Below are 13,228 nucleotides of genomic sequence, written 5' to 3'. Positions count from 1 at the left end.
GCGGTCATCGGCCGGCCTCCTTGCGGGAACGGCGGCGCGCGACCAGGGCGTTGACCCCGACCAGCACCAGGATCAGCAGGAACATCACCCAGGCGACGGCGGCGGCCCGGCCCAGGTGGAAGAAGCCCCAGCCCTGCTCGTACATGTACAGGCCGAGCGTCTGGTACTGGTGCGAGATGCCGCCCGACACGGAGCCCTCGAACAGCAGGGGCTCGCCGAAGAGCTGGGTGGCGCCGATGGTGGAGACGATGACGGTGAAGACGATCGTGGGCCGCAGGCCCGGCAGCGTCACGTGGAAGAACTGCCGCCAGCGCGACGCCCCGTCCATCTCGGCCGCCTCGTACAGCTCGCCCGGGATGGACTGCATGCCCGCCAGGTAGATCAGTGCGTTGTAGCCCGTCCAGCGCCAGATGACGATGGTGGAGACGGCGATCTGCGAGGCGAGGGTCCCGGTCTGCCAGTCGACGGGGGAGATGCCGACGAGTTTCAGGACGTAGTTGACGAGGCCGAAGTCGCGGCCGAAGAGCTGGGCGAAGACGAGCGTGGCCGCGGCCACCGAGGTGGCGTACGGCAGGAGCATCGCCGTGCGCAGGAACGTCCGTCCGCGCAGCCGGTAGTTGAGCAGATGCGCCAGGCCCAGGGCCATCACCAGCTGCGGCACCGTGGACAGCACCCCGATGGTGAACGTGTTGCGCAGCGCGGTCCAGAAGAACTCGTCGCCCAGCAGCGCGGTGTAGTTGCCGAGCCCGCGCCACTCCATCTCGCCGGGGGTCTGGAGCTCCACCCGGTAGAGGGACACGAACGCCGTGTAGAGGAGCGGGAAGAGGCCGAAGGCGGCGAAGAGCGTGAAGAAGGGGGCGATGTAGGCGTACGGGGAGACCTTGCGCCAGGCGCGCCGCACGGCCGGGGGCCCGGGCGGCGCGAACGGTTTCGCGGGAGCGGTGAGGGTCACGGTGCGGCCCTTCGGAAGGAGTCGGTTCGGGGCGGGGGCCTCCGGCCCGGTCCGGGGCGGGGGGAGGTCAGGGACCAGGCCGGAGGCTGCGGGTGTCAGCCGATGGTGTTGTCGACGCCCTTCTTCGCGTTCGACCACGCCTTGTCGGGTGAGGTGCCCTTGCGCTCGACCTCGCTCAGCGCGTTGGTGATCTGCTGGTTGACGTTCTGGTCGTGGACTCCGAGCACCTGGACAGGTGCGGCCTTCGCGGCGTCACCGAAGATCCGCCCGATGGGGGCGTCCGAGAAGTACGGGTCCTTCGCGTCGGCGACCTGGTCGATGGCGCCCGTCGCCGAGGGGAAGTTGCCCTGCTTGCGGAAGAGCTTCGCCTGCTGTTCGGGGGCGGTGAGCCACGCGATCAGCTCGTACGCCTCCTTCTTGTGCTTCGCGGCGCGCGGGATCGAGAGGTAGGAGCCGCCCCAGTTGCCTGCGCCGCCGGGCAGCTTCGCGATGTCCCACTTGCCCTTGCCGCCGTCACCGGCCTGACCCTTGATGTAGCCGAGCATCCAGGCGGGGCACGGAATCGTGGCGAACGAACCGGCGGCGAACGCCTGGTTCCACTGCGGGGACCACTGGTCGAGCTCGGCGCTCAGTCCGTCCTGCGCGGCCTCGACCGAGGTGTCCCAGGCGGCCTTGACGGCGGGGTTGGTCTCCCAGATCAGCTTTCCGGAGGCGTCGTAGTAACGCTCCCTCTCCTGGCCGATCATGATGGAGAACAGGCTGCCGACGCTGTCCAGCCAGGCGCTCTTGGCCGGGGCCTTCTCCTTGTACTGCCGGCCCAGCTCCAGGTAGCCGTCCCACGTCGACCACTTCTTCGCGAGCTCTTCGCGGTCCGTGGGGAGTCCGGCCTCGGCGAACAGGTCGGTGCGGTAGCACATCGCTTCCGGGCCCACGTCCGTGCCGAGCCCCAGCACCTGGCCGTCCTTGCCGGTCGCGGCCGCCCACTTGGCCTCGGCGAACCGGCTTCTGAGCTTGTCCGCGCCGTACGTCCGCAGGTCCTCGAACGTGCCGGCCTGCTGCTGGGTCACCGACGCGATCCGCCCCACCTCGATGCCCTGGACGTCGGCGAGACCGCCACCGCCGGCCAGCCGGGTCTGCAGCGACTTCCAGTAGTCGGCCTCGTCCTCGGTGTCCGTCTGCTTGATCGTGACGTCCGGGTGGAGCTTCTCGTATTCGGCGTAGAGCCCGGCCTCCTTGTAGCCGAAGGATCCGAACAGGTCGACGGTGAGCGTGACCTTTCCGCCCGCACTGTCGGCGGCGCCGTCGGACGAACCTCCGCAGGCGGCGAGCAGTGCCCCGGCGAGCGCGACCGCCCCCAGGCGGACGGCGGCCCTCTTGGCGGCTCGGGCTATGGGCATGGGAAGCCTCCCTTGGCTTCGGGGTGGAGCGAGAGCGCAGGTGGTCGACGCTGCGTGAGAGCGCTCTCAGATGTGGCGACTGGAGCGTGCCCGCTCCGCGCTCGCCCCGTCAATAGTCGAAGGCATAACGGCTTGGACTCGGGCCCAACTCCCGTCTGTGTCTCATCTATTGACACGTGCGTTTCAGGAGTTTTACGTTGCGGCCGTCTGAGAGCGCTCTCCGGCCCCCAATCCACGATGACGTGAGGTGCCGTCCATGCCAGCCCCCCGCACCGGACCAGCTGCCGCGCTGGTCCTGGCCACCACCCTGGCCGCCGTCGGACTCGGCCCAGCCGCCGCACCCGCGGCCGCCGCCACCGTCCCCGTAGGCTCCGGCAGTTACTCCGACGCCCGCCCCGCCGGCACGTCCGGCCCCACCACCAACACCGGCACGCCGGTCACGCCCAAGGTCACCGCCGCTGCCTCGGCCCGGCCGGTGCCCACCAACGACTGGTGGTCCTCCCTCGCCTTCCAGCGCTACGGCGACAACCCGTACTCCACGCCCATGTACGGCCACCCGCTCACCTATCAGGCCGGCGCCGGCGGCCTCGACGTCGGCTACCCCACCACCGCCGCGATCGTCGGCGACGGCCGCCAGTACGAGTTCGCCCACAAGCGGGACCTGACCATCGGTCTCACCGGCCTCAACTCGCGCGACACCAAGGCCGACGACTGGTCCGACTGGACCGTGACCCCCTACTGGTCCGACGGCACCCGCACACTGCGCACCACCATCGGGCACGGACTGCCCTTCGTGTACGCCAAGGGCACCGGTGGGAACGCCCAGATCACCACGGCCGCCGCCCCCACCGTCTTCGCCGACCAGGGCAACGTCCTCGGCATCACCGTCGCCGGCCACCACTACGCCCTGTTCGCGCCCAGCGGCAGCGACTGGAACGTCTCCGGCTCCACGATCAGCACGGGCCTCGGCGGCAAGGACTACTTCTCCCTCGCCGTCCTGCCCTCCACCGACGCTCTCGCGACGTACCGGAGGTACGCCTACAGCTTCGTCACCGGATCGAAGGTCGCCTGGAGCTCCACGGGCGGCACGGTGCGAGCCACGTATACGCTCACCACCGAGGCGAAGGAGGGCAGCGAGCGCGGCACGCTCCAGGCCCTGTACCGCCACCAGTGGCTCCACACCACCGACCCGCTCACCCCGTACACGTACGTCTCGCCGCGCGGCACCATGAAGGTCCGCGAGGGCGCGTCGTTCACCACGTCCCAGAAGGCGTCCGGGGTGCTGCCCGCCCTGCCGAAGTCCAACGGCGTGGACACGGCACGCCTGCGCGGATATCTGAACGAGGTCGTGAACGCCTCGGACCCGCTGCAAGGGGCCACCGACACGTACTGGACCGGCAAGGCGCTCGGCCGTCTCGCCCAGCTCGTGCCCATCGCCGACCAGATCGGCGACAGCGCCGCCCGCGACCGGCTCCTCGGTCTGATCAAGGGCAGGCTCCAGGAGTGGTTCACCACGGGCGGCGCGTCGGAGTTCTCGTACGACAGGAACTGGCGGACGCTGACCGGCTACCCGGCCTCCTACGGCAGCGACACCGAGCTCAACGACCACCACTTCCACTACGGCTACTACGTCTACGCGGCGGCCGTCGTCGCCCAGTACGACCCGGGGTGGGCGGCCGACTCCGCATGGGGCGGCATGGTGAAGACGCTGGTCAGGGACACCGCCAACCCCAGCCGCACCGACACCGCCTTCCCGTTCCTGCGCGGCTTCGACGTGTACGCGGGGCACAGCTGGGCGTCCGGCCATCAGGGCTTCGCCGCGGGAAACAACCAGGAGTCCTCGTCGGAGTCCACCAACCTCAGCGCGGCACTCGTCCTGTGGGGCTCGGCGACCGGCGACACCGCGCTGCGCGACCTCGGCACGTACCTGCTGACGACGGAGTCGGAGTCGATCGCGCAGTACTGGTTCGACGCCGACGAGCAGGTCTTCCCCGCCTCGTTCGGCCATGACACGGCCGGCATGGTGTGGGGCAGCGGCGCCGCGTACGCCACCTGGTGGACCGCGAACCCCGAGGAGATCCACGGCATCAACGTGCTGCCCGTGACCGGCGGTTCACTGCACCTGGGCGGCGAGAAGGCGGCCATCCGGCGCAACATCGCGGAGATGGAACGGGAGAACGGCGGCCCGGCCGTCGAATGGCGCGACATCCTCTGGGAGTTCCAGTCGCTCGCCGACCCGGCGGCCGCCCGGTCGAAGTGGGACGCGGGCCACGCCGGCTACACGCCCGAGCAGGGCGAGTCCAAGGCCCACACGTACCACTGGATCAGCACGCTGGACGCCCTCGGCGCACCGGACGCCACCGTGACCGGTGACATCCCGACGTCGGCCGTCTTCACCAAGGGAACGGTACGGACGTACGCGGCGCACAACCACGGGGCGACGGCCCGCACCGTGACGTTCTCCGACGGCAGGACCCTGTCCGTACCGGCCCGGTCGACCGCGACCGCCACCGGCAGCGGCGGCGACCCGGATCCCCAGCCGCCCACGGGCAACACGTTCCAGCTGCGCAGCGGGGGTGTCCTGACCACGGCGACCGGCGGCACGCCGGGCAGCGACACGATCGCGTCCGCGGACGGCGCCAACCACGACGGCACCCCGTACCGTCCGCTGGTCTACGAGGTCCGAGGCGTGACCGGCACGCTTCGGCCCGGTGCCTCGACCGCCTTCCGGCTCCCGGTGGACGCGGGCGCCACAGTGGGCCTCGGCCAGCAGGCCCGCGTCAGCTACGACCTCACCGGTGACGGCACCTTCGAGCGGACCGAGACGTACCACTACTTCGCCACCGACCCCGTCACCGGCTGGGAGGAGTACGCGCAGTCGCGCGGGCTCAAGTCGGCGACGGGCACGCTCGGCAATCTCGCCGGCGGCACCGTACGGCTGGAGGTGTGGAGCGCGATCGGCAACGGCACGTCCGTGCTCCGGACCGGGACGGACACCTCCGTGCTGGTGATCCCCTACGGCTGACGGACCAGGCGACAGGCGGCGGGCGCCGGAGATCAGGCCGACGCCCGCCGCACCAGTGTGGTCGGCGTGATGACGGACGCGGGCGTGTCGCCGCCGCTGTCGTCCAGCAGCCGCATCAGGAGCCGGACCATCAGCCGGCCCATGCCCTCGATATCCTGGCGCACGGTGGTCAGCGCCGGGCGGGTCGTCACGACGACGGACTCCATGTCGTCGAAGCCGACCACCGCCACGTCCTCGGGCACCCGCACCCCCCGCTCGCGCAGCGTCCGCAGGGCCCCCGACGCCATCAGGTCGTTGGCGACGAACACGCCGTCCACGTCCGGGCGGCTGTCCAGCAGTTCGGCCATCGCGCGTGCCCCGCTCGCCTCGGTGAAGTCGCCCTGGCGGATCAGGTCCGGATCCGCGTCGACCAGCACGTCCCGGTACCCGTCGACACGGTCGAGCGCGGAGGTCTGGTCGCGGGGGCCCGCGATGTGGGCGATGGACGTGCGCCCGAGAGAGACGAGATGGCGCACGGCCTCGCGCGCCCCGCCGCGGTTGTCGCAGTCGACGTACGGCACCCCGGGAGAGGACCCGACGACGGGCCGGCCGCCGAAGACGGCGGGGATCCTGGCACGGCCGATCACGGCGGGCAGCTCGTCGTCGTTGTGCAGCGAGAACGCGAGCGCGCCGTCGACATGGCCGCCGTCGAGGTAGCGGGCGATGCGGTCGTGATCTCCGGGGCCCTCCACCCACAGCAGCACGAGCTGCGAGTCGTGCGCGGTCAGCTCGCGGCTGATCCCGCGCACCTGCTGCTCGAAGAAGGGGTCGGAGAAGATCCGGAACTCCGGCTCCGCGATGATCACGGCCACCGCGCCGTTGCGGCGGGTGACCAGGGTGCGGGCCGCGTGGTTGGGTACGTAGCCCAGCTCCTCGACCGCCCGGCGCACCTTGTCGACCAGGGGAGCCCGCACTCCGGCACCGCCGTTGACGACCCGGGAGGCCGTGGCCCGTGAGACCCCGGCGCGCGCGGCGACGGCTTCCAGCGTGGGACGGGACCCTGCGGTCTGCTCGGGCACGGCGGGCGCTCCTTGTGTCTGCTCCGTAGGCTGCGAGCCCTGTCGCCGCTCAGGATAACTCCTGGCCGGACCGCCTGAGAGCGCTCCCACCGGGTGCGGTCCGGACGGGAGCCGTGCCGGCGGCCCGGCCGCGCTCGACGCTGCCGTGGGGTGCGCCGGCCCGGGGGATGACCGCCCCCGTAGCCCGGTCCTGCCGACGGTGCGTCAGGTCCGGGCGTCGGCCGGTCTCCCGCCGATGCGGCCGGGACGGGGGCGGCCGGTCGGTGTCACCGGCCGCCCCGCAAGCGCCGGCCCCGCCTGGACTCCGGCTGTCGGCTCGGGCGCCCCCGGCACGCGCCGGGACCCGCGGACTCAGGCCGCCGGGTTCGGCGTCACCGGCCGGACTGTACGCGCCGGTGCTGCCAGGCCTCCGGCCGTCGGGTCGGGCGTCACCGGTCGGCCCGCCCGCACGCGCCGGTGCCCCGCTGTCCTCGGGCAGCGGGGCACCGAGCCGCCACCTCAGTGGTCGTGACCGTGCCCCTTCGTCCCCTTCGGGCGCTCGTGCTCGTGCTCGTGGATCGTGTTCGTCTCCGCGATCTTCTTCCAGGACCTCGGCTGCGCCGGGCCCGCGGCGTCGGCCTGAGCGATCCCCACCCCGGCCGCCGTCGGCGCGGCCGGCTTCGCGGGCTCGTACAGCCACGTGTCGAACAGGGCGCCCAGCGGCCTGCCCGCGATGCGCTCCGCGTACGCGACGAAGTCGCCCACCTTGGCGTTGCCGTACGCACGCTCCGCGGGCCAGCCCTTGAGGATCGTGAAGAAGTCCTCGTCGCCGATCTCGTTGCGCAGCGCCTGCAGCGCCAGCGCGCCCCGGTCGTAGACGGCGATGTGGAACTGGTTGTCCGGGCCCGGGTCGCCCGGCTTCACCGTCCAGAACGGGTCGTCGGCCGCCCGCGTCGCGTAGACGTAGTCCGCCAGCTCCTGTGCCGTGCCCTCGCCCTCCTTCTCGGACCACAGCCACTGGCTGTAGCGGGCGAAGCCCTCGTTGACCCAGATGTCCTTCCAGCCGTCCACCGACACACTGTCGCCGTACCACTGGTGCGCCATCTCGTGCACGACCACGGAGACGTTGGCGCCGTTCGCGAACTGCCGCGGACTGTAGAACGGGCGGGTCTGCGTCTCCAGCGCGTAGCCGCTCTTCACGTTCGGCACGTAACCGCCGATCGCGTTGAACGGGTAGGGGCCGAAGACCTCGGTCAGCCACTCGGTGACCTCGGCCGTCCGCTCGATGCTGGCCCGTGCGGCCCCCGCGTTGGCGCCGAGGTCCCTGCTGTACGCGTTGAGGACCGGCAGTCCGTCCGCGGTCTTGTCGGTCGTGATGTCGAACTTGCCGACGGCGAGGGTCGCCAGGTACGACGCCTGCGGCTTGTCGGAGCGCCAGGAGAAACGCGTCCAGCCCAGCCGTGAACTCTGCGAGACGAGAACGCCGTTGCTGATGGCCTGGGTGCCGTCCGGGACGGCGACAGAGATGTCGTACGTCGCCTTGTCCAGCGGATGGTCGTTGCTCGGGAACCACCACACCGCCGAATCCGGCTCCTGCGCGGCGACTCCGCCGTCCGGGGTGCGGTGCCAGGCGGTGTACCCGCCGATGCTGAGCTCGGACGGCTTGCCGGCGTACCGGACGACGACGGAGACCGGCCGTCCCTTCTCCAGCGGCGTCACCGGAGTGACCTCCAGCTCGTGGTCGCCGCTCGCCGTGAACGCCGCCTTCCTGCCGTTCACGCGCACCTCGTGGACGGACAGCCCGAAATCGAGGTTGAAGCGGCTCAGGCGCTGCGTGCTCGTGGCGAGGATCGTCGCCGTCCCCTCCAGCAGGTCCGTCTGCGGCTGGTACCTGAGCCTCAGGTCGTAGTGGGAGACGTCGTAGCCGCCGTTCCCGGCTGCCGGGTAATAGGGGTCGCCGATGCCCGGGGCCCCGATCGACGTGTTTGCGGCCGATGCCGGGATCGCCAGCAAGAGCGTGGCCGCGAGCGCGCTCGGGACGATGATTCTGCGGTGCACGAGAGCTCCAAGTCGTAGGGACGAACGATCTCCTGGACTCTACGCACGGCAGGAGCCACCGGTCAGGAGCGAAGCTCGGCCTTTCACGGGAATGCCATCCGGTCATGCGATTGTCATCCGGTCGGCACACGGCGGCCCGGCACACACCGTGCCGCCGGGACCGCGGACGCGCTCCCGGCGGCACGTCACGGTACCGCCGGCACATCAAGTCCCTGCACCGACCCGGGCAACACATAAGGTCAAAATTCTTCTTCGTCTGATGAATGCGGGCTCTTTTGGGAGCGCCCAGGAATTATCGTTGTGCGATGGAGCGTCAATTCTCGAACTCATGAGAAGTGCCTGGCTCACCCGTCCGGCGGCATCTCGCCCGACAAGCCCGGACCGGCAGCGTCCAATGGCCTGAAGTGCGCTGGAACAAGGCGGGGGCGGACCGGAAACGAGTCCCGGTCCGCCCCCGCCCTCGGGGGTTCGGACGTCAGCCCATGAGGCCGCCGTAGTAGCCGCCGAGCTTGTCCCGGTATCCCGGGTCGTCGGCGTGCGAATCCGTCCCGAATTCGGGTGCGTTCTTGATCTCTTCCTTCGTGCGGGAGACATGAACGGTCTCCGCCGCGATGTCGATGCTCGAAACGACTCCGGCGGGCAGCACGACATGCTTGCCGAAGATCCACGGACCGGTGTCGACGACGATGTGTGCGGAACCCACCTCGTCGGAGTGCTTGTCGACCTTCCCGATGCTGCCGTCGGTCGCCTCGACCTTGAAGCCGAGCAGACTGGCGCCGGTCGTACGGCCGGAAGCGGGGGTGCAGGCCCAGAGGTTCGGGTCCATGGGAGTCCTCTCAACTGTGGGTCGTACGGGGATGGGTTGTCGGCGACGGCCGAGGGCCGCCTGCACGTCAGGGCCGCATCCCTACCAGCGGTACCAGCGGTACCAGCGGCCCCGGCGGCCGCCTGAAGCCGCGGGCCGGACCACGAATCCCAGCAACCACACCACCAGCACGATGACGGCGATCCACCAGAGCGCCTTGAGGGCGAAACCGGCACCGAAAAGTATGAGCGCCAGCAATAGGACGAGAAGCAGGGGAATCAATTCTCATCACCTCCGAAATTCCGTGTGCCCCGCGCCCGAACCGGCATGCGCGCACTGACGCGCGTTTCTCGGAGCCCTTCCCGGGTACAGGCGGCGTCCGCAGAACAGTGCCGCCGGCCACTTCACAGTGGTCGGCGGCACATGGCACTTGCGTCGCCGCTGCCCGCAACGTCGCGACGCGAAGCGGAAATGCGGCGCGCCTTCGGCTTCATCCGCCACCGCCTCGAGCCCGCTCGGTGCGCCCGCCGCGCCTCCGCTTCGGCCTCGGGTCCGGCTGAGCCACTCGATTGCCCCCTGTCGCACGCGAGTTGACCGGAGTACCTTCCGGCCCATGCCGATTCGTGTGCGGGCCACCCGCCTGACGTACAGATCGCTGGTCCTCGCGGCCTTAGCCGCCCTGCTCGCCGTGGGCATCCCCGCGGGCGCGCAGGGCGCGCCGCCCCCGCGTGAGAGCAGACCCGTCTACTCCTACGAGAACGCGATCCGCGAGTCGGTGTGGGTCGACACCCGGCTCGACGGCGACGGCGACGGACGTACCGACCGGGTCGCCGTCGACATCGTCCGCCCCCGCGAGACAGCCCGTCAGGGGCGGAAGATCCCCGTGATCATGGATGCCAGCCCGTACTACTCCTGCTGCGGGCGCGGCAACGAGAGCCAGCGCAAGACGTACGACGAGCACGGCGACCCCGTCCAGTTCCCGCTCTACTACGACAACTACTTCGTCCCGCGCGGCTACGCCTTCGTCGCCGTCGACCTGGCCGGAACCAATCGGTCGGACGGCTGCGTCGACGTCGGCGGCCGCTCGGACATCCAGTCGGCCAAGGCGGTCGTCGACTGGCTGAACGGCCGCGCCCAGGGCTGGACCGCCCGCACCGGCGGCGAACGCACCCGGGCCGACTGGACCACGGGCGCCACCGGAATGATCGGCAAGAGCTACGACGGCACCATCGCCAACGGCGTCGCCGCCACCGGCGTACGGGGACTGCGGACCATCGTTCCGATCGGCGCCATCTCCTCCTGGTACGACTACTACTTCGCCAAGGGAGCACCTCTGTACGACTCCGGCCCGGACTGGCTCTCCGGTTACGTCGAGAGCCCCGAGGCCCGGGCGCGCTGCCAGGCCGTCCAGCAGCGCCTGGTCGACGGCGCCCCGCGCAGCGGCGACCTGACACCGATGTGGGCCGAACGCGACTACGTGCCGGACGCGGACGAGGTGCGGGCCAGCGTGTTCGCCGTGCACGGCATGCAGGACCTCAACGTCCGCGCCAAGCACGTCGGACAGTGGTGGGACGCGCTCGCCGCCAACGGCGTCGAGCGCAAGATCTGGCTCTCCCAGACCGGCCACGTCGACCCGTTCGACTTCCGGCGGGGTGCGTGGGTCTCCACCCTGCACCGCTGGTTCGACCACTACCTGCTCGGCTTCGACAACGGCATCGACCGCGAACCGATGGCCGACATCGAGCACGCTCCCGACCAGTGGTCCACCGACCGGGTCTGGCCCCCGCGCGGCACCGCCACGACCTCCCTGCGTCCGGGCAACGGCAGCGCTCCCGGCGTCGGCACGCTGTCGCTGCGCCCCGCGCCCCCCGGCGCGACCGAGACGTTCACCGACGACCCGGCGCTGGACGAAGGCGACTGGGCCGCCGCCGTGGACACCACCACGGCCGCCAAGGCCGGGTTCGTCACCCGCCCCCTCGCCCGCGATCTGCGGCTGTCCGGCACCGGCCGGGTCACCGTCACCGCCACCCCCTCGACGACGAGCGCCCATCTGACGGCCGTGCTCGTCGACCTCGGGCCCGCCGCCATCCGCGACTACGCGGCCCCCGGCGAAGGCATCACCACCCTTGCCGCACGCACCTGCTGGGGCGCGAGCACCGCCGGCGACAGCTCCTGCTTCAAGGAGACGACGGCGGACACCGCCGACGTCGGCCACACGATCTTCAGCCGCGGCTGGGCCGACCTCGGCAACCACGCGTCCGATGCCGAAGGACGGCCGCTGACCCCCGGCACGCCGTACACCATCACCCTCGACCTGCACGCGAGCGACCACGTCGTCCCGGCCGGGCACCGGCTCGCCCTCATCGTGGCAGGCACGGACCGGAACCTGATCGACCCGCCGGCGAGCACCCCCCGGCTCACCCTCGACCTCGCCCGCACCTCGGCGGACCTGCCCCTCGTCGGCGGAGCCGCAGCCTTCGCCCGCGCCACCGCCCCGACCGCCGACCGTCCCGGCGCGCGCGATCGGAGCTCCGCAGGCGTCGCGGGCCCGCGTCCGGTCCTTCCGATCCCCGGAGGCAGCGCCCGATGACATCCCGCACCCGTACCGTGCTCCGGACGCCCCGCCTGCAGGCCCTGTTGCTGACAGGTGTGGCGGCGGTGCTGGCCGCACCGCTGGTCACCGCGCCCGCCCAGGCCGCGCCCGGAGTGCCGCGCACCGGCTTCGAGACGAGCGACGGCGCCCGCTGGACCACCCAGCCCGAGGAGCAGACGCTGCTCGCCACCGTGGCCCGCGACAACCGTGCCGTGTCCGTCGAGAGGATCGGCGCCACCCAGCAGGGCCGTCCCCTCCGACTGGTCCACCTCGGCAACCGCGAAGCCGCACACACCGTGCTGCTGATCTGCAGTCAGCACGGCGACGAACCGTCCGGCCGCGAGGCATGTCTGACCACCGTCCGCGACCTCGCGTACGGCAGGGACGAGGCGACCCGCCGGCTGCTGTCCCGCACCCACCTCCTCGTCGTGCCCACGGCGAACCCCGACGGCCGGGCCGCCGACACGCGCGGCAACTCCGACGGCGTCGACGTCAACCGCGACCACATCGCCCTGAGGACCGCCGAGGGACGTGCCATCGCCGCCGTGATCCGCGACCGGCGCCCGGACGTGGTCTACGACCTGCACGAGTACGGAGCCACGCCTCCCTACTACGACAAGGACCTGTTCGACCTCTGGCCCCGCAACCTCAACACCGACGACGCCGTCCACCACGAGGCGCAGACGCTGTCCGAGCGCTACGTCCGCCCGGCCGCAGGGCACGAGGGCTATTCGACCGGCACGTACGGCATATGGACCGACCCGGTCACCGGGGAACCGATCAGGCAGACCGCGGGCGACGGCCAGGAGCGCATCCTGCGCAACGCGACCGGCGTCAAGAACGCGGTCGGCCTGCTGATCGAGAGCCGCGTCGACGCGCTGACGCCCGAGGAGCAGGCGGACGCGGCGGTCAACAACCGCCGGCGCGTGCACAGCCAACTCGCCGCGCTGAAGGGCCTGTTCGCCTTCAGTGACGAGCGGCGGGGGCAGATCGAGGCGGCGACCGGCGCCGCACGGCGGGCCGGTCTCGCGGACCGGGGACCGGTGTACCTGGGCGGCGCCGACAACGACCCGGCCACACCCGAGGAGACCCTCCAGGACCCGCCCTGCGCGTACCGCCTCGACACCGCCCAGTACACGGAGGTGAAGGACGAACTGGCGCTGCACGGCGTCGCGGTCAGGCCCGTCGACGGCGGCGCCGTCGTGCCGCTGCGGCAGTCCCAGCGCAAGCTGGTGCCGCTGCTGCTCGACACCCGCGCGGCCTATCACCTCACGGAGGGCGAACCTGTCGACGCCTGTTGATCCCGGGAGCTGATTGCCCGGTGTGGTAGGGGGTAGCGGGGAGTGCAATCGGACTCCGTG

The 13,228-nt window shown here is 71.2% G+C and carries 9 protein-coding genes; 3 read left to right on the top strand and 6 right to left on the bottom strand.

The window, feature by feature from the left end:
* Positions 1–4 precede the first annotated feature (4 nt).
* Positions 5–952, bottom strand: a complete 948-nt coding sequence (locus AB0K02_RS10105) for a sugar ABC transporter permease (protein ID WP_365991894.1) — start codon at positions 950–952, stop codon at positions 5–7.
* Between the two features lie 95 nt (positions 953–1,047).
* Complete coding sequence (locus AB0K02_RS10100) at positions 1,048–2,349, bottom strand: extracellular solute-binding protein (RefSeq protein WP_365991893.1); 1,302 nt, start codon at positions 2,347–2,349, stop codon at positions 1,048–1,050.
* Positions 2,350–2,605: 256 nt separating this feature from the next.
* Here AB0K02_RS10100 and AB0K02_RS10095 point away from each other — a divergent pair, with 256 nt between their 5' ends.
* The gene (locus tag AB0K02_RS10095; RefSeq protein WP_365991892.1) at positions 2,606–5,374 is read left to right on the top strand and encodes a glycosyl hydrolase; all 2,769 of its coding nucleotides are present in this window, start codon (positions 2,606–2,608) and stop codon (positions 5,372–5,374) included.
* Between the two features lie 32 nt (positions 5,375–5,406).
* Here the strand turns inward: AB0K02_RS10095 and AB0K02_RS10090 are convergent, their stop codons facing one another.
* The 4 genes from AB0K02_RS10090 to AB0K02_RS10075 form a co-directional block, all read right to left on the bottom strand.
* Complete coding sequence (locus tag AB0K02_RS10090; protein WP_365991891.1) at positions 5,407–6,432, bottom strand: LacI family DNA-binding transcriptional regulator; 1,026 nt, start codon at positions 6,430–6,432, stop codon at positions 5,407–5,409.
* A gap of 498 nt (positions 6,433–6,930) precedes the next feature.
* Positions 6,931–8,469, bottom strand: a complete 1,539-nt coding sequence (locus AB0K02_RS10085) for a M1 family metallopeptidase (RefSeq protein WP_365991890.1) — start codon at positions 8,467–8,469, stop codon at positions 6,931–6,933.
* A gap of 475 nt (positions 8,470–8,944) precedes the next feature.
* Entirely contained in the window at positions 8,945–9,295 is a 351-nt protein-coding gene (locus tag AB0K02_RS10080) for a PRC-barrel domain containing protein (protein WP_365991889.1), read from the bottom strand.
* A gap of 81 nt (positions 9,296–9,376) precedes the next feature.
* The gene (locus tag AB0K02_RS10075) at positions 9,377–9,556 is read right to left on the bottom strand and encodes a hydrophobic protein (RefSeq protein ID WP_365991888.1); all 180 of its coding nucleotides are present in this window, start codon (positions 9,554–9,556) and stop codon (positions 9,377–9,379) included.
* A gap of 331 nt (positions 9,557–9,887) precedes the next feature.
* Between AB0K02_RS10075 and AB0K02_RS10070 the strand changes: the two genes are divergently transcribed.
* Entirely contained in the window at positions 9,888–11,864 is a 1,977-nt protein-coding gene (locus tag AB0K02_RS10070; RefSeq protein ID WP_365991887.1) for a Xaa-Pro dipeptidyl-peptidase, read from the top strand.
* Positions 11,861–13,168: a M14 family metallocarboxypeptidase gene (locus tag AB0K02_RS10065; protein ID WP_365991886.1), complete on the top strand. Its 1,308-nt coding sequence runs from the start codon at positions 11,861–11,863 to the stop codon at positions 13,166–13,168. Before AB0K02_RS10070 ends, AB0K02_RS10065 begins: the two co-directional genes overlap by 4 nt.
* Positions 13,169–13,228: the final 60 nt, after the last annotated feature.

The sequence above is a fragment of the Streptomyces sp. NPDC049597 genome, from assembly GCF_040675505.1.
In the GTDB taxonomy this organism is placed as follows: Bacteria; Actinomycetota; Actinomycetes; order Streptomycetales; family Streptomycetaceae; genus Streptomyces.
This window is presented reverse-complemented; position numbering and strand designations above follow the sequence as displayed.